Genomic DNA, 23,286 nt, shown 5'->3' with positions numbered 1-23,286 from the left:
ATCAGAGACTTGGTGTATAATTCCACACAGCAAAGCGAATTCCTTCTTTTGGATTCCAAAAAATGGCTGATTAAGAAGATTATTTTTGCCGTTCCATCGTTTTCGACACATTTCGTGAAGTTCTCTGTGTTTTCCTCACAGATTCGACATTTTAGCCTATCCCGTAAATTGGGGTTATCTGCCGGCTAGAAAACGAAATAATTCCCCGGATGTGCAGTTATCCGCCGTCCTTTGGAATCGACTTCGCTTAGCTTTACCAGTGAGACATAGTCATGCAGCAGACGTTCCTCATTCTCAACTGCGCCGGATTCTACCAGTACCCCGACACCGGCAACCTCGGCATTAAATTCGCCCAGCAGATCAACCATACCGCGTACAGTGCCGCCGGCCTTCATGAAGTCATCCACAATCAGCACTCTGGACTTCTCTCTAAGCGCCCGTCTGGACAATGACATGGTGTGAATGCTCTTATGCGATCCCGAGACATAGTTAATGCTTACCGCCGAGCCTTCTGTAACCTGATGGTCGCGGCGCACCAGCACTACCGGCAGTCCCAGCTGCGCAGCCGTGGCATAAGCCAGAGGAATCCCCTTCGTCTCTACTGTCATTACCACATCAATCTCCACACCGTAGAAGGCTGTTGCGATGATTTTGCCAGCCTGCTCCATTAAGGATGGAAGACCGAGCAAATCAGACATATACAAATAACCGCCAGGCAGGATCCGGTCACTTTGTTCAAGCTGCCCGCACAGGCCGTCCACGAAGGCAAGGGCCATGTCAGTAGGCATCCGCGGGATATAGCGTACTCCCCCGGCTGCACCGGCCAGTGTCTGCAATTCTCCCATGCCTTCGCCTTCAAATACCTCTTTTATAATAGCCAAATCTTCACTGATGGATGACTTTGCCGCTCCGTAACGGTCTGCAAATGTAGACAGCGGCAATAGATCATGCGGTTTCTCAAGCAAAAATTGGGTCATATCTACCAAACGTTGGCTTCTTTTAAGTTTTTTCACGGAATGCTCCTCGCCAAAACCGAATATTATTAAAAATAATATCACTTTTGTACGGATTTATACAAGCACAGTAATCTTTCCAAGCACTTTCAGGACTGCGTTCACTTAGCTTAGTGAACGTACAGCGTATACTTCTTTGCAAAACCCGCGCAGTCCGTTATAGATTCTGGCTACCTTGGATTGTTTCGACACAAGGCCGAACACCGTTGGCCCGCTGCCGGACATGAGCACCCCGTCGGCGCCCAGCTTCACCATGGCTTCCTTCAGCTGCTGCACCTCCGGGTGCAGCTTCAGTGTCACATCCTCCAGCACGTTGCCTAGGCCCGCGCAGACGGCCGCGAAGTCGCCTGCTTCGATGGCAGCCTGCATCCGGGACGCAGACGGATGCACCGCTATGCTGTTCGCGCGTACGCGTCCGTACACCTCAGCCGTCGATACATTGATCGGCGGCTTGGCCAGGACGACCCAGCACTGCGGCGGACTCTGGATCGGAGTCAGCCGTTCGCCTCTGCCCGTGGCCAGGGCAGTGCCGCCCGTGACGCAGAACGGGACGTCCGAGCCCAGCTCGGCGCCCAGTTCCTGCAGTTCCTGTGCCGGGATGCCCAGGCGCCAGAGCCGGTTCAGGCCGCGCAGCGTAGCCGCGGCATCACTGCTGCCGCCGGCGAGGCCGGCAGCGACCGGGATTCTTTTGTCCAGATGGATATGTACGCCACTCTTCACGTTATAACGGTCTTTAATAAGCCTGGCCGCCTGGAAAGCCAGATTCTTCTCATCCAGCGGGATATACCCGGCCTGGCTTGAGATAATAATGGAATCCCGCTTCAGCTCGGACAGCTCCAAACGGTCTGCCAGATCGACCATGGTCATTATCATTTCCACCTCATGAAAACCATCGGCGCGCTTGCTCAGCACATCCAGCATCAGATTGATTTTGGCCGGCGCTTTTTCATACATTTTCAAGGCGTTCACCCACCTTCACTTTTCCCGTAAAAACAACTTAACATATTATATGAGAAACTCGTAACGAAGTCCATCAAGTAGAAAAGGTTTGCCGTCCTTTTTTTAAGGACGGTCCAGTTTCAGCGGGAAATATAAGGACGGCTGATGAAGTGAAAACATATAAATCCTTATATTTTCACAAAAGTTCGGCCCATGCCGAAAAGGGTGCTGCCGTCCTGGCAACACCCCCTCGTCCAACTTTTTCCTGCAAAACCTATTACGACCTCCGCGCTGCCTCCTCGGCGAGCTGGATAGCCCTTTTCACCATATTGCCTGCATCTTTCGCCCGGATTCCGCCCCAGCCATCGCGTTCTACTGTCTCATAAAAACCCAGTTCCTTGGCCAGCTCCGTCTTCAGCTCTTCTGACATCACGCCCCGTTTTCTGCGGCTCATTAACGGAATTCCCCCTTAAAAAGATGGATGACGAGATTGTTGCTGCTTTAGTATGCTGCCAAGACGCGGCGGCCATTCAGGGAATAAAAACAAAAAGCAGCCTCCCTCGCGGGAGACTGCCCAAAAACCATTAAGCTTTAATATACATAATCCGCATCTGCCCATCATCTTCACAAACTGTGATTTCCACAGATTCAGTAAGGATGTCAGCATAGCTGTAGGAGACTCGCTTGAAGGTTTGCTGCTCCTGATCCAGTTTGACTATAAATACAGAAGGGTACGTTTCTTCCAGGACACCGGTGCGTTCAACGGTCTTCCGACGGCCACCGTTTGCACGCAACGTGATCTTATGACCGACGTGAGCTTCGAGACTGCGTTTAATTTCCAACAGCGCATTATTAGCCATTGCCTGACGACCACCTCTTTCCTTGTCCATTATACAACTTTCTATAACCATTGTCAAATTAAATAAATAATTATAGATGATGATAAAAACGTTGTCAACGGAATTTTTTTAGCGGAAACCAATGCTGGCTTTAATCCCTTGTTAGCGGTAACAGTCAAACTAAGTAGGGTGACCCCCATGAACCGCCCTTAAACAAAAAAGCCCCACCAAAGTGGGACTTTCCTAGATGTTTATTCCGTTGACCGGACGCTACATCATTACCGAGGGTGCTACCTTCAGGGTAGACAGGTTCTGCAGGCGGGGCATCCCAATGCGAAAGCTCCCACGGGTCTCGATTCCGCCCATACCCTGGCTGCCGCTGATGGTATTATTCAATACGTCCCCCAGGCTGACAGAGTCCCGTATAGAGGTAAAGGATGCTTTTGCCGCTATATATACCGGATCCAGGGCATGAATTAATATTCTTCCGGGGGAGCTGGCAAAGTTAGCCCCTGCACCCAGCAGTGCTTCAAAATGCGACTGGCAGGCTCCCGCCACAATCGTCAGCGTATCAAAGTTGCGCTCATATTCCCTTGCAACCTGAATCGCGGTGACGAAGTTCTGCGAATTTTTATAGCTGTTCAGGCTGTAGAGATCGTAAGTATGCTGCTGCTTAAGCACCCCGTCATGTCCGGTAATCACGACAATATCCGGACGCACACGCGGCAGCAGCCGGTATAGCGTTTCGGCCATCTTTGATTCGTGGATATGATGACCCTCTGCTGGGATCCGCAGCTGCTCGTATAGACTAAGGCTCTTCTTCAAGTAAAGGGCATCACCATCGAGGTGCAGCACTTTTCCCGGTACCTCAAAGTATGCCGCTTCCTTGGGGGACTGGGGCCATACCCCGGAGAGGCTCTCTCCGCTGCGCTGGCTCTGCTCCTGCCGGTCTTTACGCAGTTTGGTCAGCGATTCCTTTGCTTTAATCTGCGCCTGCTGTCCCCGCTCCGTAATACGGGTGGGAGGCACCTGAACCAAGTCGTCCAGGGGGGCATCCGCCAACAGGCGGAATTCAGTGCCTTTGATTACGGCCCCATTCTGCACGATATTCTCCACCCGGAATGTTACATCGCCACCGTAAGATTTACGAACGACCAAGTCTCCTAAATTCATTTCAAACACCACCTCTATCCCATCGTATGGGCAAAGGCCCCGGTTGGTTCTTAATCGGCGGTGATTTGGCTTAAACAATCCCGGCAGCAAGGAGCACAGCGCTTAACCGGGCGTACTCCGCCAGGCTTAGTGTTTCCCCGCGGCGGCTTGGCTCTATTTCGGCTTCAGCGAGCAGGGACTCCAGCCGCTCGCGTCCCTCTTCCGGAAAGAACCGTGCCTTGAGGTTGTTCGCAATCGTCTTGCGCCGCTGGGTGAAGGAAGCCTGCACGACCTCAAAGAAATGCTTTTCATCCGCAACCTCTACCGGCGGACGCTCTCTCACCTTAAGACGGATAACCGCCGACTCCACGTTAGGCTGTGGAATAAATACCGTACGCGGTACGATACAGACCAATTCAGGCTCACTGTAGTACTGCACGGCGATGCTGAGACTGCCATATTCCTTGCCGCCCGGGGAAGCTGCCATACGCTCAGCAACCTCCTTCTGGATCATCACAACGATGTTATCCAGGGGCAGCTTCTCTTCCAGCAGCTTCATGAGTATGGGTGTGGTCACATAATAAGGCAAATTGGCCACTACACTGACCCTCTCCACTGCGGCAAAATCCTCGGCAAACAGTTCCCGCAGGTTCACCTTCAGCACATCATCGTTACGAATTTTCACATGCGGATAGGCCGCCAGAACATCCCGCAGAATCGGAATCAGCCTCCGGTCGATCTCTACTGCCGTTACTGCTCCGGCTGCAGCAGCCAGCCTTTCGGTCAAAGCGCCAATGCCGGGTCCAATCTCCAATGCACCGGCAGCTTGATCCAGGCCTGCAGCATCCACAATCTTATCCAGAATATTCTGGTCAATCAGAAAGTTCTGGCCCAGGCTTTTCTTGAATGAGAACCCGTACCGCTGAATGATTTCCTTGGTGCGTGCCGGGGATGAGATATTGTTGTTGCCGCTCATGAGGTAATGCCTCCCTGATCAATTTGCGCGAGAGCAATCGAAAATTCCTCCCGTGTAATGCCGAACATCGCCAGCCGCTTGTATAATTGCTTGCCGTTGCAGTAGCCGATCCCGAGCAGATTGCCAAGCGCCATTCTCCGTTCTGCTGCCCGTGGATGCACCATCATCCCTGCAGCCATAAGGTCTTCTAACCCAATCAGGGCCGGTGCACCCTCAAAAGAGGTATGCACATGCTTAAGCGCATGGCGGATTGCCTCCGGTGAGGCATTTTCCACACCAATATCCCCTTTTCGGGTAGCATCCTTCTCGGGGATAAACGCATGCTTGCAGCCCGGCACCTTGGAAGAGACGATCTTCCGGATCCGTTCACCGGCATGGTCAGGATCAGTAAGTATAATGACCCCTCTGCGTTCCATAGCGAGCGCTATCTTGGCGATGACTTTGCGGTCGACTGCCGATCCGCCGGTCTCGATAGTATCGGCCTCAACAGCCCGTTTTATGGCAACGGTGTCGCTTTTGCCTTCCACAACGATTAATTCTTTGATCATTTTTTTGTACTCCTTACTCTGCAACGCAAAAAGAAGAGGATTCGCTCCCCTTCCTTTTGGCTAAAGAATGTATAAGTGATGAGCGGCAGCTCTGTAATTTCACGTTCAGATTCCTGAGAATTCCTTAAGTGCTACCCTCACTATATCCTATAAACCGCTAATTTGCAAAGTATCTGCCACTTAGTTCAGTTCTGGCTTCACAGGCCCTATCACATAGATCGTGCGTGATTTCCGGCCAAAGTTACGGGCATGGCTCAGTGAATCATAATACACATCCACCTTGTTGCCTTTAATGGCACCGCCGGTATCCTCTGCACGGCGAAACCCAAGTCCCTCAATGTACACCCACCAGCCGATAGGGATTACGCTCGGATCCACAGCAATGGTCCGGCCTTCCGTTACGCGTGTGCCGGAAGCCGTACGGTTGCCAATACCAGGCTCTTCCGATGAATAGGCCGTCATGGATACATTTCTGATAATTTTCTTGTACTCAAAATCTACGCCTGCTTTACTGGCAACATTGTTGCTTTTTGCGCTCACTTTGGATGTTTTAGAAGTTGTTGTTGATTTAGAAGTTACGGTAGTGGCTACAACAGCTTTGGGAAGCGGTTTGGTACCAATGGCAATGATTTTGTCTTTGGTGACCGCCTGTACTTCCTTGCCGACCATACGCATGGATGCCAGCTCGCCATCTCGGTAGATTTTCTCGATGTGCTGGATCATTACGCCCGGTTTGCCCGCTTGTGCAACTCTCACCGTTCCCTTGGTCAGGGAGGGGTCTGCGGTTTTAATGACTCGGAAAGGCAAAGCTGTTGTCCGCTGTACCACTTGCTTGTTAACCCGAACAATTTTGACTTCCATGTCTGCAGAAACTGCGGTGCCTAGCGAAGGGTAAATCTTGTCATAGCTTTCCAGGCCAATGCCCAGTTTGTCAATCGCCTGACCGATTGTATCTTCGGTCGTGTACAACGTTTTGGTGGTCCCATCCGTAGTGATCTTAATCGCCTGCGCACGGTTGATGACGACACGGTCTCCGTCCTTTATTTCATCACTAAGGCCAATAGATAAAGCATCATGCGGCTGCAGCGAAATTTGTTCCTTGGCCAGCACATCGCCGAGCAGCGCATCCCGCGTCTCAAGCGTTTGTACCTTCCCGTCTATTACTAAAGTTATTTCTTTAATGCTTTGACCGTGTACGTACAGCAGAATTACCAGCGCGATAACAATTGAGGCCGCGCCTGCAAGCGAAAGTACGCGAGAATTCACTTGCTTCCACCGAAATGCGAAAGACCTGCTGGATGATTGCGAATCATGGGATACTTCTGGTTGGAATACGCCCACTCTCTCCATCCTCCTTACATAGCCCCGTCGTCCAAGTTGTATAACAAAGGTGACTTCATCACTTCTGACGAAACTAGGTTTGAGATTGCACAGGATACGCCCGCATTGCTTTAGCGTTTCCTGCTCATGGATCGCCTGCTCGGCATAGCTACTCCAGATACCTGTTATATAACAGTATGCCGGGAACATCCGCATTATTCAAAAACAAAAAAAGCCCGAAAAGAGTTCACAGAGGACTCTTTCGTGGCTCTCCGGGTGTCAGAATACGCGGGAATGTTTATGCACGAGGTTTCCTCTCTTACTTGCGCTTACGGGGTTAGCTGTCGGGTTCGGGCATAAGAGAGACGCCCTATCTCAGGTCACCCGCTCACGGCGGTTGCCCTCAAATTCACCCCAAAGACCACGTAAAGAAATCAAATAACGTCTGCGGCATTTCTGTGTGCACTATGCGGCAGAGCATCATTGGTTCCCCCGTTCTCCATACGGAGACTCAGCGAGACGATCCATGAATTTGGTGACTGTCACAGTAACAACAGCTCACTTCACTGAAAAGATGATATCCTGTTTTGATGCATGTTGTAAAGGAGCATTCAACCACGTTTACGCAAAAAAATGATTAAAATATTGTAATAATCAGCTGTTTTTATGTTAAAAAAGTTTAATATATCGGCTATACTTCTTTTTTCACCGCATTTTCTCCCGTTTTCAGACAATTCCAAATCGTTCCAGGGCGTTCGCATACGTAATTTCAGCTAATTCCTGTAAATCAATCCCTTTTATTTCCGCAGCAGCCTCAGCCACAAGCTTCACATAAGCACTCTCATTTCGCTTCCCGCGGAAGGGGTGCGGCGTCAAATATGGGGAGTCAGTTTCGATCAAAAGCCGGTCCATTGGAGTCTGAGCGAGCACCTCTTTTGGCACCCTCGCATTCTTAAAAGTTACAGGTCCCCCGAAGGACAAATGAAAGCCCAAATCAAGACACATTTTGGCCGTTTCCCAGCTGCCGGAGAAGGAGTGCATCACACCGCCGATTTCATTCGCCTTCTCTTCACGCAATATCCGGATTACATCCTCGTGGGCATCCCGATTATGAATACAGATAGGCATTTTTAGTTCACGGGCCAAACCGATCTGTTTGCGGAATACCTCGTGCTGTACCTCTTTTGGGGATGTATCCCAATAATAATCCAGTCCGATTTCTCCAATGGCCACCACCTTTTTATGGCTGCACAGGGAAGCGATCCAGTCCATATCCCCCTCTTTCATGTCAATAGCGTCTACGGGATGCCAGCCGACAGCTGCATAAATATAATCATAAGTCTCTGCCAATTTCATTGTCGTTGGAATCGTATCCCGGTTAAATCCAATGTTAATCATCTTGGTGACTCCAGCCTCTAACGCGCGGGCAATGACCTCCTCACGATCGTCGTCGAATTGTGGGGCATCCAGATGAGTATGTGTGTCGAATAAGCGCATGCAATACCATCCTTTCAGGATTGATTTCTATGATGAATTCCAGAAATTTTTGTATTATTTTGCAAAGATCTCGCCAATGGAACCAGGAAGCCGGGTCAGTGCCTCCTGCAGCTTATCCTGCGGAAAATACAGGTGATACCTGCCCCGGTGGATGCCGCTGATCGAGCGCACTATATCAGATACCTCAGAGATTTCACGCAGCTTGTCATGGCGGTCAAGCAGCAAAATCTGCTTGCTGTCAAACCCCTCTCCCGGACGGAAAACATCGTAAGGCAGATCTGTCGGATAATCGATTTCCAGGTCATAATCCGGATGCAGTCCGGCACCGGCAAAACTGCGGCGGATTTCGTCAATGGTCTCTGAATCAAGATGGTCCATCTCCACATATTTATACAGTTTACGATGAATAAAACGGCTGCATAAGTTAGCCAGTATGTTATCGTCTTCCAGCGTCCACTGCATAAAGGCTGTCTGAACCAAAGCCTCGTCCAGGAGTAAATATTGTTCTACATTAATCTCTCCACCGAATAAATCGCTGAGCGGATTGATCATAAACCGGAAAGAGTACCCCTCCTGGAAAAGCTCTTTCGCCCTCCGGAAAATCTGCCTTAAAATAATTTCCGAGCTGCGCGTAACGGGATGGAAATAAACCTGCCAATACATCTGGTAACGTGACATCAAGTAATCCTCAATGGCGTGCATACCCGATTCTTTTACGACAACACGGCCATTATAGGGTCGCAGCATTCTCAGAATACGGTCAATATCGATCGTCCCATAGTTCACCCCAGTATAATACGCATCCCGCAGCAAATAATCCATACGATCTGCATCCAGAGGGCCTGACACCAGGTTGACAACGATCTCATGTTCATACGTTTTGGCAATCACAGATGCAACCTTTTGAGGGAAATCCTCGCCTACTTCGCGTAAAATTGCTGTAATTTCCGTGTTCTCCTGTATGATTCTGCAGGTCCAGTCCTCATGATTCATTTCAAAAGCTTCTTCTATAGAATGGGAGAAGGGGCCATGCCCCAAATCATGCAGGAGCGCTGCACATAAAGTCAGCAGACTTTCCTCCGGCATCCAATCCTTATAACCGCTGCGTTCAAATTGGGAGATGATTCTCCGCGTAATTTCATAGACACCCAATGAATGGGAAAAACGGCTGTGCTCCGCTCCATGAAAAGTCAGATAAGAAGTGCCGAGCTGGCGGATCCGCCGCAGACGCTGAAATTCCATGGTATTGATTAATCGCCAGATCATGGTGTCCTGGACATGAATATAATTGTGAACCGGGTCTTTAAAAACCTTTTCTTCTGTCAGCAGCTGCTTCATAAAATCAACTCCTTCAAATTTTAGGATTAGGAATCGGTTGAAATAACGGTTATAATAGTATATATTGTCGTACTTTGTCGAATGATGGCGTTTTAACGATTTACAAATCGACAAATTCCTTTTCAGGCCTTTTTCTTGTCATTTGAGTTGATTATAAGCGGTACAAAAGTTTTTTTTCAAAATCCCCTTAAAATTAACCACAAAAAAGGTTGACTGTTTTGGGAATGGTTGGTATTATAAGTATCATAAAACGGTGAACAATGTCGAATAATGACGCTTTTGAACATTGAGAGGAGCAACGATTGAAATGATGAAATCAACAGGAATTGTAAGAAAAGTCGACGAGCTAGGACGGGTTGTTATTCCAATCGAATTGCGCCGCACACTGGGCATTGGAGAAAAAGATGCGCTCGAAATTTACGTGGACGGTGAGCGGATCATGCTGAAAAAATACGAGCCTGCTTGCATCTTCTGCGGCAATGCTGAGAATGTAACCTACTTCAAAGGAAAAATTGTTTGTCACGATTGTATTTCTGCCATCCCTACCCCTGTGACAAATTAAAACAAATCGGTTATAATAGGAACTAATCCAATTGTTAATTCTAACCTTTTTTATATCTCCTTGGCCTCCCGTGTTTGCGGGGGGTATTTTTTATGCGTTTTTACCCTCCCAAGGTTTTTCCCCTCCCAAACCCTCCCTACAGGGAGGGCCCCAAGGGCTCCCGCCCTCTGGACACCCGGAAGCTTGTCTAACTGTGGGGATGCGCGTAAGGAAGCAGCGGTTGGCGGAGGACCGGCCCTTTTTCGGGCAAGCCCTCGGGGCCTTGTCATGAGAAGGGTTCCGCCATAGGCTTCGCGCTTCTATGGCAGCTGCGCAAGGCGCTCACGGGCAACGAGGGGCGCAGAAGCCGCTCTACCTGCGTGAATCGCTCTACAGCAGCACTTTCCTGTGACGTTGGTGCTCGCTGGTTACTGGCGGGTGAGCGGTTTCAGGTGCATTGGAGCGCTCTCCCGTTGGGAATCGCTTGACTACGCGTAACAAGTCACACTGGGCTCAACCCACTTAGCATTGGTAGATTTGGATATCTGCATTCTATACAGTTATTTCATACCAGATAGAAGTCGAAGCAAATGTATAATGTGCAGTTATCTCTTGAATATGTTGCTTATTCCTTCTCCAGAAGAGCATTATAAATATCACGTTTGGCCAAGCCGCGATCCGACGCAGCTTTTTTCATAGCGTCCTTACGGGCCAGCCCGGAAGTTTCATAGTGGGTTACATGCTCCTCGATACTCAGTTCACGCCACCATGAGGATTCAGCAAGCTCAGCCTCCTCCTTGCTTTCACCCTCCAGCACGATCACATACTCCCCCAGCGGTGGATGCTCCGACAGCCAGACCAGGCACTCCTCAATAGTGCCGCGAAGAAATTCCTCATAACGCTTAGTCAGCTCACGGGCGAGTACAATCCGACGGTTGCCGAATGCCTCCTGCAGGTGGGCTAATGTTTTAGACACGCGGTGCGGTGATTCATAGAACAATAAGGTCCCTTGCGCGGAACGAAGACCTGACAGCACACTACGGATATCTTTACGCTCCCTGGGCAGAAAACCAATGAAAGTGAAGCTGGTTGTGGGCAAACCGGAAGCAATCAAAGCAGACAATGCTGCGTTGGCTCCAGGGATCGGAATCACGGGAATGCCGTGGCTGACCGCTAGCGCCACGAGGTCGGCTCCAGGGTCAGAAATGGCCGGCAGGCCGGCATCGCTGACGAGTGCCAAATTTTTACCTTCTATTATATAGCGTATCAGTTCGGGCCCGCTCGCGGCCTTGTTATGCTCATGATAGCTGAACAGCATCGATGGTGTGATTTCAAAGTGACTGAGTAATTTGCGGGTCATCCGCGTATCCTCGGCGGCAATAATCTCACATTCCTGCAAGGTACGGACAGCGCGGTAGGTCATATCCTCCAAATTGCCAATGGGGGTCCCCACCAGATACAATGAGCCAGTTCCTGCTTGCTGATTCTTATTTTGAAAGCTGCTTTGACACAAGATTGTCATAATTTACCCTCTTTAGCTCCATAGTAGATATCCAGAATTTCCGGACAATATTGATTGTCCTCATTATATACGATCAGCGGGGGCTGCAAACGCGCTTCAGGCTTGCCGTCACGGGCAGCTTCAATCAACACCATATTGGCCTCCAAATGGGCACGCGGATGAACAAAACGGATCAGCTTGGGTTCAAGTCTATATTGTCTCATTAGACTGATGATATCCACCAGACGCTGTGGTTTGTGGACCATACTTACCTTGCCGCCAGTACGGACCAGCCGGACACAGGCCTGAATCACTTCCTCCAGGGTACAGCCCAGCTCATGGCGGGCCATAGCCTGATGGCTATTCAGCTTAAGATCGCTTCCGTTCAGCGGCATGTAAGGAGGATTGACGGATATGGCATCGTATACACCGTATCCTGCTGTAAGGTGCAGCTCACGCAAATCCCCCTCATGGATGGTTACCCGTTCCGTAAGGTTATTCATTAATACGCTTCGGCGGGCCATATCCGCCAGACGGGGCTGGATTTCGATACCTTCTATAGAAGCCTTGGTCCGTGTGGTCAGCAGCATTGGGATCACGCCGTTGCCTGTACATAAATCAAGTACTCTGCCCCGAGGTGGAACACTGGCGAAGCGTGCAAGCAATACAGCATCCATTGAAAAGCTGAATACCTCGTCGCTTTGGATAATCCGCAAATCATGCGTCAATAAATCGTCCACCCGCTCGGCAGGATGCAGCGGAACTGGGCCATCGTTATAAGAATTCATCATTATATTCTCCTTCTTGGAATCACACATGCTTCAGAGCATAAACTCCTCTAAATTCAAAAAAAACCGTAGGCGTAAATCTCCTACGGCTGGATTTCCTCATTTATTAAGAAACGAAAGACAGAACAGGCAGTCACCCTCAGTACGCAAATGCCCAAAATAGACATTGCAGATGTGAAAACCTTCATGATAGAGCCGCGCCAGATTGTCATAACCTTCCCCGACAACCTCCTCTACCCCCTCACTTGCGGCCAAAAGAGCCTCCGCTTCTGCAGAATGGGCAGCAGGGTCCAATGGCGCTTCCCGCTTCAGTATTTTGCGGAGCTGTTCATTCTCCAGACTCAGCCTTTGGTTGGCTTCCATTAATTCTTTAACCGTCAACTTCCATTCTCCGAGACTAGCGCGCATGCTTTCCATCTGCGCTTCCATCTCCTGCATGTGTGCAAAAATATTCATCTTCTCCAAGTTTCCACCCCGAAAGTAACCTTATATGGTTTACTTGACGACAACATCATCCATTGGAAGTTCCTTAACTTTGCCCACTTCAAACAACTGCACATGAACTGTACGGCTTCCGGTATTGATGCCTACAACCTTACCATCCCCTAACGAGGTTACGACAAGCTTACCCACCGCCGGCATTTCTTCCTTCGTACTTTCGTAATTATCATGCTCAAATTTCAAGCAACACATGAGTCTTCCGCAAAGACCGGAAATCTTTGTGGGATTCAGCGAAAGGTTCTGATCCTTGGCCATCTTAATGGATACCGGCTCGAAGTCGCCAAGCCAGGAGGAACAGCAGAGCACACGTCCGCATGGCCCCAGTCCGCCGAGCATCTTGGCTTCATCACGCACCCCTATCTGCCGGAGCTCGATTCGGGTACGGAAAATGCTTGCCAAATCCTTGACCAGCTCACGGAAATCGACTCTTCCTTCAGCGGTGAAATAAAAGATGATCTTGTTGCGGTCAAACGTAAATTCTACATCCACGAGCTTCATTTTGAGGCCATGATCGCGGATTTTATTTAAACAGGTGGTAAAAGCATCCTTTGCGGCACCTTTGTTCTCTTCCACCACACGTGCATCCGTTTCACCGGCAATCCGCATGACTTTTTTGAGAGGCAATACCACATCAGCTTCCTCAACCTCTTTTTTCCCTACGACAACTTTACCGTATTCGACCCCTCTTGCTGTCTCCACAATTACGCACTGGTCGCGTTCAATCGGAAAATCAAGCGGATCAAAATAATATATTTTACCCGCTTTTTTGAAGCGGACACCTACTACGCTGTACAAAAATTAACCCCCTTGTTTGCCGGTAAAAGGAACCCTTAAGCAAGTCCGCTCCCTGGTATCCATGCTTGTCCTTCCTCATCCGTTAAACCCGTACTTCCAGGCTGAAGCGTTGATCCGGAGGATATATCAAAACTAACCCTTAACTTTCCAGTCGGATTAGGAATTGCTCCAGACACAACTGGGCATTGGCGTTGGAACGCAGCTTCCCCTTGCTCTCTGCAGCAAATTCCATATAAGCCACCCATTGCTCCGTGCTTCGTTGACGGGCATGTCTGGAAATGAAGTCTAACTGATCTATGAAAACGATACTTTCGTGCTTTCGGTACAGGAAGTAAAGCATATCTTTGAACCATAAGTGGAACATACCGAACAGGATATCCAAATGTTCACCGAGCCCGGACTTGAACAGCTTCTGCCCGGCGGTTGCTACCGCGGAACTGCCCTTGCCCAAAGACTCCTTCGCTAATTGTAACACTAGATTTCTCATTTCTGCAAACCAATTCTGTGCCAAAAGTTCCCTGCAACCATCAAGTCCCGAAGTCAGTGATACCGCACACCGTGCCAGTGGCACCGGAACCCCCTCGCTGGACAGTGCCTGGAGCATAATGTCCGGATGCAGCGGACTGAAAGGAATGCGCTGAGTTCTTGACTGGATTGTCGGCAGCAGGGAACTGCTGTTGTCGGAAATGAGAATACCCACCGCAGGTGCCGGGGGCTCCTCCAGAAACTTAAGCAGGCTGTTCGCGGCCTGCACCGTCATTCTGTCCGCTCCTTCTATAATATACACCTTCGGATTCACGCCCTCTGAGCGGTATGAGAACATACGCTGCAGCTCACGGATCTGATCGATTTTGATGCTTGCCCCATCAGGCTTCAGCAGCGATAAATCCGGATGATTGCCATGCTCCACCTTGCGGCATTCGAGACATTCTCCGCAGGCATCATCTTCACAGGTGGTACAAAATATAGCCTGCGCGAACATTAGCGCCGTCTTCATCTGGCCGCTACCGGATGGACCCGTGAACAGATAGGCATGGCTCACGGCATCTTTGCGCAGCGCGTTTTGAAGCAGCCGTTTGGCATCCTCCTGGCCTAATATATCATGAAAAGACATACATTCCTCCAAGTCTTTTAAAAAGAAAGGTTAATCAGCAGACCGCGGATTTCTCCTACACGCCCCAGCAGATCAATACGGCCCTGCTCGCTTTCCAGCAGATCATCAGCCAAATTGAGCAGCGCTGCATCAATTTCTTCCAGCAGCTTATAGCGTTTGCCGCGTCCACGCCGGTCCCAGCCCTTGGTTTCCTTCAGAGTAACACCGCGACGTGCAGTTTCCTCCAGAAACTTCTTGATCATATTGCGGTAAATAGCCAGCTCACGGACTGTCATGGATTTGGCCAATCGATCACCTTGCTGCTGAATGTCCTTGATCTTCTGGTTAAGTTCATCCATCGTCTTCTGCTCGCCCTGCTGCTGGAAAATATCAGTAAAGGTTTTTTGCTGAACGGGCCTTCCCGTTCCTTCAGCTGTCGGCAGCTCACTTTTTAAGGGCCTGTAGCCGGGATTAATTTTCAAAGGTTTCCACCGCCCTTTATGGGGTATCGCTCTATATTATACTCAATAATGCTCAAATCGATCGACAGGAAGCACGAATACTGTGGCTCCGCCAACCTGAACCTCTACGGGAAGCGGCAAATAAGAATCCGTTGTACCGCTCATGGGTGTGACAGGAGTGACTAGCTGCTCACGGACCTTGCAACTGTTGCGGATAACAGTTAATACACCTTCCACCTGCGAGTCATCAACACCAATCATAAATGTAGTATTGCCTGCCCGCAGAAACCCGCCGGTACTGGCCAGCTTCGTTGCACGGAAGTTTGCTTTGACTAGTTCACTCGACAACCGGTTACTGTCTTTGTCCTGGATAATTGCAATGATCAGATTCATCTTCGCTATCCCTCCTAAAAGTTTGTGAGCTTAGCTTCCTGAATTCAGTTCTTATAGAACTTGCTCCGACAGCATACACATAATTTTATTGTACACTTAAGTTATATTAGACAAAGCGCCTTAAAAATCCTTTAATATCCGGTCTTTCAGCGTTTGGATAATGTCCTGCTCCACCATATGAATCGGACGGTTGGCATCTAGCACCACGATCCGCTGCGGATCAGATTCAACGACCTGCCGGTAACCCTCCCTGACCTTCTGGTGGAAGGCCATGCTCTCCAAATCCAGCCGGTTAACCTCCCGGTCCTGGTTGGCTGCAATCCGCGAGAGCCCCACTTCCGGGTCCACATCGAGATAAAAGGTCAAGTCCGGCATACGGCCGCCGGTGGCGAACTGGTTGATGCTTCTAACTTCCTCAATTCCGAGTCCTCTGGCATAGCCCTGATAAACCAGGCTGCTGTCAACAAAGCGGTCACATAACACAGTAAGCCCTTCCTTGAGCGCAGGCTCGACTACTTCTGCCAAATGCTGGCTCCGGGATGCCGCATACAGCAGTGCTTCCGTCCTCGCATCCATTGCCGTGTGGGCCGGGTCCAGAATAATAGAGCGGATTTTCTCAGCAATTTCGATACCCCCAGGTTCACGGGTAATCAGATAGGGCATGGAATGATTCTGCAGATAGGCAGCCACTCTACCGAGTACTGTTGTTTTTCCGGAGCCGTCGCCTCCCTCCAGAGTAATAAAGAAACCTTCGCGTGCCACTTATACGTCTCCGCCCTTCTTAATGTTGTAGACCTGAATATGCTGTAAGGCTGGATCTGCACAAGCTTGAAACTTGGCTCCGCCCTGCCTGAGGCTAACCAGCCGGCTGCAGATGTCTTCGCTTATCCACTCCCCTGGATATACAAGCGGAATTCCCGGTGGATAAGGTATGACCATTTCGGCGGCCGTTCTACCTGCACTATATTCAAGCCGGATTCTTTCGGTTTCCACTGGATTCACCGGCTTCATTGAAAATAACACAGGTCTTGAAATGAAATCATCCATTAAATTGTTCCACGTGGAATATTTGACGGAAGCTTGAACCTGATCTTCTCCCGGTTCAGTGTGCAGATATTCCGTTGAGGATTTCTGTTTGGCTGTACCTCCGGGCAGGTTCGCCAATCCGCCTGACGTCTCTTCGGCGATCTCCCGCAGCGCAGCCAGCAGCCGCTGCGTGTCATCAGCCTTCGACCCCAGGCTGAAGGCTAGCACCACGTGCCGGTCGTCACTCATCTCCGGCACCATGCCCTTCTCTTCGAGCCTGCGCTGCAGCTCGAAGCCTCCCAGGACCCCCGTAGCGTCATAGATGACCGCCTTGAAGGGGTCCTGGGTGCTGTACGCCGCCATGCCCTGCGGCGGCGTACTTGTGGCGGCGGCTGAGCCAGCGCCGCCGCTGGCTCCCTGCAGCGGCGCTGCCGGCTGCAGCAGCCCGTAGCGCGGCAGCGTGGCCAGGCCGCGCCGCAGAACATCCACGGCGGCTAGCCCCGCCGTGAAGGCACCGGCGCCCTGGCTGTGCACCAGCCGCCGGGCCAAATCGAGCGAAGCCATCACGGGGTAGGATGGGCTGGAGCTCTGCACCATGGCAAGCCGCTGCCGGAGCAGCGCGCGGTCGAGCCATGGCCCTTGTACATGCAGCATGGCGCCCATCGTCAGCGCCGGCAGCATCTTGTGCGTGGACTGTACAACGCCGTCCGCGCCGCACATCAGCGCCCCCGCAGGCAGCGCGGGGTGCTGTCCATAATGCGCCCCGTGCGCTTCATCCACCAGCAGCGGTACGCCGCTGGTGTGGCAGACCCGTGCGAGGGGCGCAAGATCGCTTCCCATGCCATAGTAATTCGGCATGGTCACCAGAACAGCGGCGGCCTCAGGGTAGGCTGCAAGCGCAGCCTGAACCGCCTCTGCCGCCGGAGCGACTGCCAGACCACTTAGCGGATCAATCTGCGGCTCTATAAAAACAGCCCGTGCCCCTGCCAGCATCAATCCATGGATAACGGACTTATGCACATTCCGCTGAAGGATAAGTGTCATCCCCGCCTCCGGGCATACCGTAAGGATCAGCGCCAAATTTCCGGCCGTGCTGCCCCCAACGAGAAAAAAGCTCTCCTCTGCCCCAAAACAATCCGCCGCAAGCTCCTGCGCTTCCCGGATGACCCCTTCCGGATGATGAAGATCGTCCGTACCGGTAATCTCCGTCACATCGTATCTCATTACCTCACTTAAGAAACCGGCTGTTTCTGAACCACGGTAGGCTTCGCCGTTCTTATGTCCGGGCACGTGATAAGAGATATTCCCCTTAACTCTATATTGTTCCAGCATTTCATATACGGGTGCCCTTCCAGGCAGAATTCTATCCATCTTTTCTTCCTTCCCTGGGGGTTATCTTCTATTTTAACGCAATTATGCCCATACGCCTATATTTCCGCCAAAAAGCTTAACTACATAACAAAACAGCTCCTCCCGCCCACAAGCGCAGGTGAAGCCGTTATATTGGTTTGTTCTAATCCATCCGATACTAATTCAGTCTATCAAACCGATTCTGCACATTTCATTTAAGCCTGCCACGCACTTCATTCAAGCATTTTTCTGCAGATCGATCTTTTTCATCCGGCCCACAAAAAAGCGGTATTTGGCGTCTTCAGCCTCCGTACGCACCATCTCAGCTTCACAATCCTCACAAATGAAATGCGAGACAATCACAATTCCTTCTTCTTTCATCTGCCCGCAGATGATGCAGGCTTGCTCGGTTTGCTGTTCCATTACCATCCCACCTTGACTCTTTTAAGAACAGTATGATACACTTTCTATCATTTTAAACCTTTTCATAGATTTTTCCTATCCTCCACAACCAAAATATATATATTCAGCACTGGCCCAAACGGTGTTTCCGCCTCCGGTAGGTTTAACAAAACGCCTTCATCCGCCGATATTAGTAACATAAAGACTTGTGAGGAGGTCAGGGCTTTCTTATGGATGTAAACAACAAAGGCTCAGCTACATTCTACCAATACAAATTAATCAAAAAAATCAATACCACCACTGCCTGGCTGCGTGTCTATATGGCAATTCCCGTATCTTGTGTTGTGGTTGAAACCATTTTTCTCTCTTGGTGGAGCATCCTATATATGATCATCGCTGCCCCCGTCATTCTGTGGATCCAATATGTGATTTCACGTTCGGTTCTTCTGATTTCCGGCCATCCTATTGCTAAACGCTGGAAAATGTCATATCGCCTTCCTTGGCTCGGATATATGCCCGATCAATACATCAACTACGGTATTTTCCGTAAAATACAACTCCATAACCTTTGGATCGGCCTTTCCATTACTGCGCTCTTTATCGTCTGGGCCCCTCCCGCATTTACTGTTTCTATGGCGGTTTGCCATCTCTGGGTGCTTCTGCCCCGATTATATACACTGTTCCGACTGAAACGCGAAGAAAAGGACGGTATGTTAAAATTCACACCCACGGATGCCTCTTACTACGCACAATAACAATTTGCGCATATACATAGGGTATAGACCTGGCTCATTACAGCAAAAAACGCCATCCAGCTCCAGGATGGCGTTTTTTTATTTAGTTTTCAGCCCTTTGATTGAGGCCTTCTTTTCCTTGGGAATCATAACTATAAAGTAACCGTTATGCACAGTTAAGTGTACAATAAGTCCATCCTTCTGAAAAACCCGGGAATTTGTCGAATCTTCATCCTTCTGCTCTTCCCATCCCCAGTCTTCAATAGCCTCTAAGTAAGGCTCCGGTACGCCATCCTTTTCTTTTAGCTCAGGCATAGAATATCGGACATAGTCCATAGCAACATTAGTAGTTGTGTGTTCTGTAGAATTAGCATCCTTAGGTACCGGAAAGCTTTTTTCATTAAGAGCACCCTCAAAAGAATCCCAGGCAGGCTCCTTTGTTCCACAACCAGCCAGCATTACACCAACTATACAAACAATAAGTAAAATCCACAAAGGTCGGGTTCGCTTCATACCTTAAATCCTCCTTACCTCTACCGTGCATCTAAAGACACAAAAAAATTCAAAATTAGAATTTATCGGTAGTTCATTCGTATTAAGGATGTGCTTAATATTTGCACTTTACTATTATACTTGAGACACAAAGACCGTCGGTAACAAAAATGTCACTCGATTGAAAGCGTTTTACTATTTATTCTTTCTATTCTTCTTTGCTTAAATTACAATCACAGATGAAGCGGCTATCAGTGCCTTGCTTATTCCATCAACACCTCATCCCATCAAGAGGAACCCATAGTTGCCTAAACAACAAAAAAGCCATTGTCGATTGCTCAACAATGGCTTCATGTGCTTGGCGGCGTCCTACTCTCCCAGGACCCTTCGGTCCAAGTACCATCGGCGCTGGAGGGCTTAACGGTCGTGTTCGGGATGGGTACGCGTGGAACCCCTCCGCTATCGCCACCAAACGGGCATTTACAGCGTAAATGCTTCAGGAATTTGATTCCTGAAAACTGAATCCGAAACGAATCTGCGTTTTACTTTTTTGGATAAGCCCTCGACCGATTAGTATTGGTCAGCTCCATGCATTGCTGCACTTCCACCTCCAACCTATCTACCTCGTCGTCTTCAAGGGGTCTTACTGACTTGGGAAATCTCATCTTGAGGGGGGCTTCACGCTTAGATGCTTTCAGCGCTTATCCCGTCCGTACGTAGCTACCCAGCCATGCTCCTGGCGGAACAACTGGTGCACCAGCGGTACGTCCATCCCGGTCCTCTCGTACTAAGGACAGCTCCTCTCAAATTTCCTGCGCCCACGACAGATAGGGACCGAACTGTCTCACGACGTTCTGAACCCAGCTCGCGTACCGCTTTAATGGGCGAACAGCCCAACCCTTGGGACCTACTTCAGCCCCAGGATGCGATGAGCCGACATCGAGGTGCCAAACCTCCCCGTCGATGTGGACTCTTGGGGGAGATAAGCCTGTTATCCCCAGGGTAGCTTTTATCCGTTGAGCGATGGCCCTTCCATGCGGTACCACCGGATCACTAAGTCCGACTTTCGTCCCTGCTCGACTTGTTGGTCTCGCAGTCAAGCTCCCTTCTGCCTTTGCACTCTTCGAATGATTTCCAACCATTCTGAGGGAACCTTTGAACGCCTCCGTTACTCTTTAGGAGGCGACCGCCCCAGTCAAACTGCCCGCCTGACACGGTCCCCGTACCCGCTTAGGGTACCAGGTTAGAACCTAGATACGATCAGGGTGGTATCCCAACGGCGCCTCCACCGAAGCTTGCGCTCCGGCTTCTACGGCTCCCACCTATCCTGTACAGATCGTACCCAAATTCAATATCAAGCTGCAGTAAAGCTCCATGGGGTCTTTCCGTCTTGTCGCGGGTAACCTGCATCTTCACAGGTATTAAAATTTCACCGGATCTCTCGTTGAGACAGCGCCCAAGTCGTTACGCCATTCGTGCGGGTCAGAATTTACCTGACAAGGAATTTCGCTACCTTAGGACCGTTATAGTTACGGCCGCCGTTTACTGGGGCTTCGGTTCACAGCTTCGGGTTGCCCCTAACCGCTCCCCTTAACCTTCCAGCACCGGGCAGGCGTCAGCCCGTATACTTCGCCTTGCGGCTTCGCACAGACCTGTGTTTTTGCTAAACAGTCGCTTGGGCCTTTTCACTGCGGCCCCCTCGGGCTATTCACCCTACCGAGGCACCCCTTCTCCCGAAGTTACGGGGTCATTTTGCCGAGTTCCTTAACGAGAGTTCTTCCGCGCGCCTTAGAATTCTCTTCTCGCCTACCTGTGTCGGTTTGCGGTACGGGCACCTTCTCCTGGCTAGAGGCTTTTCTTGGCAGTGTGAGATCATGACCTTCGCTACTATAATTTTCGCTCCCCATCACAGCCCAGCCTTATGATGTGCGGATTTGCCTGCACACCAGCCTCACTGCTTAGACGGACATCCATCAGTCCGCGTCACTACCCTCCTGCGTCACCCCATCGCTCATAGCGGATTACGGTGGTACAGTAATTTCAAACTGTTGTCCTTCGACTACGCCTGTCGGCCTCGCCTTAGGTCCCGACTTACCCTGAGCGGACGAGCCTTCCTCAGGAAACCTTGGGCTTTCGGCGGATCAGATTCTCACTGATCTTTTCGTTACTCATACCGGCATTCTCACTTGTATGCGGTCCAGCGCTCCTTACGGTACACCTTCAATCTACATACAACGCTCCCCTACCCCAGATACATACGTATCTAGCCATAGCTTCGGTGGTGTGTTTAGCCCCGTTACATTTTCGGCGCAGAGTCACTCGACCAGTGAGCTATTACGCACTCTTTCAATGGTGGCTGCTTCTAAGCCAACATCCTGGTTGTCTGTGCAACTCCACATCCTTTCCCACTTAACACACACTTGGGGACCTTAGCTGATGGTCTGGGCTGTTTCCCTTTTGACAATGGATCTTAGCACTCACTGTCTGACTCCCGGCAAGAAGTCCATGGCATTCGGAGTTTGACTGAGCTTGGTAACCCTTGCGGGCCCCGCACCCAATCAGTGCTCTACCTCCACGACTCCATTCACCGAGGCTAGCCCTAAAGCTATTTCGGGGAGAACCAGCTATCTCCGAGTTCGATTGGAATTTCTCCGCTACCCCCACCTCATCCCCGCATTTTTCAACATACGTGGGTTCGGGCCTCCAGTGCGTGTTACCGCACCTTCACCCTGGACAGGGGTAGATCACACGGTTTCGGGTCTACGTCCACATACTTAGTCGCCCTATTCAGACTCGCTTTCGCTGCGGCTCCGGCTTCTCACCTTAACCTTGCATGTTAAACGTAACTCGCCGGTTCATTCTACAAAAGGCACGCCATCACCCCTAAATTGGGCTCTGACTTTTTGTAAGCACACGGTTTCAGGTTCTATTTCACTCCCCTTCCGGGGTGCTTTTCACCTTTCCCTCACGGTACTGTTTCACTATCGGTCGCCAGGTAGTATTTAGCCTTAGCAGATGGTCCTGCCGGATTCATACGGGGTTTCACGTGCCCCGCACTACTCGGGATCCGTCTCGGAGGGAACAGGGTTTAGGTTACAGGGCTTTTACCTCTATCGCGGGCCTTTCCAGACCTCTTCGCCTACCCGGTTCCTTTGTAACTCCATGTGAGACGTCCCACAACCCCAAGGGGCAAGCCCCTTGGTTTAGGCTGTTCCGCGTTCGCTCGCCGCTACTGACGGAATCACTATTGTTTTCTCTTCCTCAGGGTACTTAGATGTTTCAGTTCCCCTGGTCTGCCTCTGCATACCCTATGTATTCAGGTATGAGTAACTGCGAATTACCACAGCTGGGTTTCCCCATTCGGACACCCCCGGATCAAAGCTTGCTTACAGCTCCCCGAGGCAGTTTCGTTGTTCGCCACGTCCTTCGTCGGCTCCTGGCGCCTAGGCATCCTCCGTGTGCTCTTATTAGCTTAACCATGCGTTTTCCCGCAGGGAAAATCGCTGTATCAACTAATAACTATTTCAACTTGCTTACACAAGTTTCAGCTAAAAGATGTTCTAAAACGCATTTTCGTTTCGGTATCC

Annotated in this window: 23 protein-coding genes, 2 rRNA genes and 1 riboswitch; of the genes, 2 read left to right on the top strand and 23 right to left on the bottom strand. The window is 50.3% G+C overall.

Going from position 1 to position 23,286, the window contains the following annotated elements; genetic code table 11:
• Positions 1 to 185: 185 nt before the first annotated feature.
• From purR to PGRAT_RS00130, 10 genes are all read right to left on the bottom strand, one after another.
• A complete protein-coding gene (purR, locus tag PGRAT_RS00175; protein ID WP_025705056.1) occupies positions 186 to 1,013 on the bottom strand; it encodes a pur operon repressor in 828 nt (275 codons plus the stop codon).
• 105 nt (positions 1,014 to 1,118) lie between these two features.
• Positions 1,119 to 1,973, bottom strand: coding sequence for a 4-(cytidine 5'-diphospho)-2-C-methyl-D-erythritol kinase (gene ispE / locus PGRAT_RS00170; protein WP_020425828.1), 855 nt, complete (start codon positions 1,971 to 1,973; stop codon positions 1,119 to 1,121).
• A gap of 256 nt (positions 1,974 to 2,229) precedes the next feature.
• Positions 2,230 to 2,406: a small, acid-soluble spore protein, alpha/beta type gene (locus PGRAT_RS00165; RefSeq protein ID WP_025705055.1), complete on the bottom strand. Its 177-nt coding sequence runs from the start codon at positions 2,404 to 2,406 to the stop codon at positions 2,230 to 2,232.
• Between the two features lie 130 nt (positions 2,407 to 2,536).
• The gene (gene veg / locus PGRAT_RS00160) at positions 2,537 to 2,812 is read right to left on the bottom strand and encodes a biofilm formation stimulator Veg (protein ID WP_019914493.1); all 276 of its coding nucleotides are present in this window, start codon (positions 2,810 to 2,812) and stop codon (positions 2,537 to 2,539) included.
• 249 nt (positions 2,813 to 3,061) lie between these two features.
• Positions 3,062 to 3,964 (bottom strand): sporulation peptidase YabG, encoded by a 903-nt coding sequence (gene yabG, locus PGRAT_RS00155; RefSeq protein WP_042265804.1) that lies wholly within the window; start codon positions 3,962 to 3,964, stop codon positions 3,062 to 3,064.
• Between the two features lie 70 nt (positions 3,965 to 4,034).
• Positions 4,035 to 4,919 (bottom strand): 16S rRNA (adenine(1518)-N(6)/adenine(1519)-N(6))-dimethyltransferase RsmA, encoded by an 885-nt coding sequence (gene rsmA / locus PGRAT_RS00150; RefSeq protein WP_025706643.1) that lies wholly within the window; start codon positions 4,917 to 4,919, stop codon positions 4,035 to 4,037.
• Positions 4,916 to 5,467, bottom strand: coding sequence for a ribonuclease M5 (gene rnmV / locus PGRAT_RS00145; RefSeq protein ID WP_025706642.1), 552 nt, complete (start codon positions 5,465 to 5,467; stop codon positions 4,916 to 4,918). The genes rsmA and rnmV overlap by 4 nt, the downstream gene beginning before the upstream one ends.
• A 180-nt stretch (positions 5,468 to 5,647) precedes the next feature.
• Positions 5,648 to 6,808 (bottom strand): resuscitation-promoting factor, encoded by a 1,161-nt coding sequence (locus tag PGRAT_RS00140; RefSeq protein ID WP_025706641.1) that lies wholly within the window; start codon positions 6,806 to 6,808, stop codon positions 5,648 to 5,650.
• A gap of 290 nt (positions 6,809 to 7,098) precedes the next feature.
• Positions 7,099 to 7,314: riboswitch (cyclic di-AMP (ydaO/yuaA leader) on the bottom strand.
• Between the two features lie 199 nt (positions 7,315 to 7,513).
• Positions 7,514 to 8,284, bottom strand: a complete 771-nt coding sequence (locus tag PGRAT_RS00135) for a TatD family hydrolase (protein ID WP_025706640.1) — start codon at positions 8,282 to 8,284, stop codon at positions 7,514 to 7,516.
• Positions 8,285 to 8,338: 54 nt separating this feature from the next.
• Positions 8,339 to 9,622, bottom strand: a complete 1,284-nt coding sequence (locus tag PGRAT_RS00130; RefSeq protein ID WP_025706639.1) for an HD domain-containing protein — start codon at positions 9,620 to 9,622, stop codon at positions 8,339 to 8,341.
• 307 nt (positions 9,623 to 9,929) lie between these two features.
• Here PGRAT_RS00130 and PGRAT_RS00125 point away from each other — a divergent pair, with 307 nt between their 5' ends.
• Entirely contained in the window at positions 9,930 to 10,184 is a 255-nt protein-coding gene (locus PGRAT_RS00125; protein WP_020427913.1) for an AbrB/MazE/SpoVT family DNA-binding domain-containing protein, read from the top strand.
• A gap of 604 nt (positions 10,185 to 10,788) precedes the next feature.
• Here PGRAT_RS00125 and rsmI read toward each other — a convergent pair.
• The 10 genes from rsmI to PGRAT_RS00075 all read right to left on the bottom strand — a co-directional run bounded on the left by rsmI (position 10,789) and on the right by PGRAT_RS00075 (position 18,494).
• The gene (rsmI, locus tag PGRAT_RS00120; protein WP_025706637.1) at positions 10,789 to 11,685 is read right to left on the bottom strand and encodes a 16S rRNA (cytidine(1402)-2'-O)-methyltransferase; all 897 of its coding nucleotides are present in this window, start codon (positions 11,683 to 11,685) and stop codon (positions 10,789 to 10,791) included.
• A complete protein-coding gene (locus PGRAT_RS00115; protein ID WP_025706636.1) occupies positions 11,682 to 12,455 on the bottom strand; it encodes a tRNA1(Val) (adenine(37)-N6)-methyltransferase in 774 nt (257 codons plus the stop codon). Before PGRAT_RS00115 ends, rsmI begins: the two co-directional genes overlap by 4 nt.
• Positions 12,456 to 12,551: 96 nt before the next feature.
• Positions 12,552 to 12,917: an initiation-control protein YabA gene (locus PGRAT_RS00110; protein WP_025706635.1), complete on the bottom strand. Its 366-nt coding sequence runs from the start codon at positions 12,915 to 12,917 to the stop codon at positions 12,552 to 12,554.
• Between the two features lie 30 nt (positions 12,918 to 12,947).
• The gene (locus PGRAT_RS00105; RefSeq protein WP_025706634.1) at positions 12,948 to 13,748 is read right to left on the bottom strand and encodes a PSP1 domain-containing protein; all 801 of its coding nucleotides are present in this window, start codon (positions 13,746 to 13,748) and stop codon (positions 12,948 to 12,950) included.
• Between the two features lie 139 nt (positions 13,749 to 13,887).
• Positions 13,888 to 14,862, bottom strand: coding sequence for a DNA polymerase III subunit delta' (holB, locus tag PGRAT_RS00100; protein ID WP_025706633.1), 975 nt, complete (start codon positions 14,860 to 14,862; stop codon positions 13,888 to 13,890).
• A 17-nt stretch (positions 14,863 to 14,879) separates the two neighbouring features.
• Entirely contained in the window at positions 14,880 to 15,323 is a 444-nt protein-coding gene (locus PGRAT_RS00095) for a YaaR family protein (protein ID WP_025706632.1), read from the bottom strand.
• Positions 15,324 to 15,365: 42 nt separating this feature from the next.
• On the bottom strand, positions 15,366 to 15,695 hold the full coding sequence (locus tag PGRAT_RS00090; protein WP_025706631.1) for a cyclic di-AMP receptor DarA: 330 nt from the start codon (positions 15,693 to 15,695) through the stop codon (positions 15,366 to 15,368).
• Positions 15,696 to 15,815: 120 nt separating this feature from the next.
• Positions 15,816 to 16,457, bottom strand: coding sequence for a dTMP kinase (gene tmk, locus PGRAT_RS00085; protein WP_025706630.1), 642 nt, complete (start codon positions 16,455 to 16,457; stop codon positions 15,816 to 15,818).
• On the bottom strand, positions 16,458 to 18,092 hold the full coding sequence (locus PGRAT_RS00080) for an aminotransferase class I/II-fold pyridoxal phosphate-dependent enzyme (RefSeq protein ID WP_042265802.1): 1,635 nt from the start codon (positions 18,090 to 18,092) through the stop codon (positions 16,458 to 16,460).
• Positions 18,093 to 18,308: 216 nt separating this feature from the next.
• Positions 18,309 to 18,494, bottom strand: a complete 186-nt coding sequence (locus PGRAT_RS00075) for a sigma factor G inhibitor Gin (RefSeq protein WP_020427902.1) — start codon at positions 18,492 to 18,494, stop codon at positions 18,309 to 18,311.
• A gap of 209 nt (positions 18,495 to 18,703) precedes the next feature.
• Between PGRAT_RS00075 and PGRAT_RS00070 the strand changes: the two genes are divergently transcribed.
• Complete coding sequence (locus PGRAT_RS00070; RefSeq protein WP_025706666.1) at positions 18,704 to 19,228, top strand: hypothetical protein; 525 nt, start codon at positions 18,704 to 18,706, stop codon at positions 19,226 to 19,228.
• 78 nt (positions 19,229 to 19,306) lie between these two features.
• On the opposite strand, the gene PGRAT_RS00065 is transcribed toward PGRAT_RS00070, so the two are convergent.
• The 3 genes from PGRAT_RS00065 to PGRAT_RS00055 all read right to left on the bottom strand — a co-directional run bounded on the left by PGRAT_RS00065 (position 19,307) and on the right by PGRAT_RS00055 (position 23,177).
• Positions 19,307 to 19,720, bottom strand: coding sequence for a hypothetical protein (locus PGRAT_RS00065; protein ID WP_025706667.1), 414 nt, complete (start codon positions 19,718 to 19,720; stop codon positions 19,307 to 19,309).
• A 335-nt stretch (positions 19,721 to 20,055) separates the two neighbouring features.
• Positions 20,056 to 20,172, bottom strand: a 5S ribosomal RNA gene (gene rrf, locus PGRAT_RS00060).
• Positions 20,173 to 20,249: 77 nt separating this feature from the next.
• A 23S ribosomal RNA gene (locus tag PGRAT_RS00055) occupies positions 20,250 to 23,177 on the bottom strand.
• Positions 23,178 to 23,286 lie beyond the last annotated feature (109 nt).

The organism is Paenibacillus graminis, from assembly GCF_000758705.1.
GTDB lineage: Bacteria > Bacillota > Bacilli > Paenibacillales > Paenibacillaceae > Paenibacillus_AQ > Paenibacillus_AQ graminis.
The sequence above is the reverse complement of the archived record's forward strand: the minus strand, read 5'-3'. Positions and strand labels throughout refer to the sequence as shown.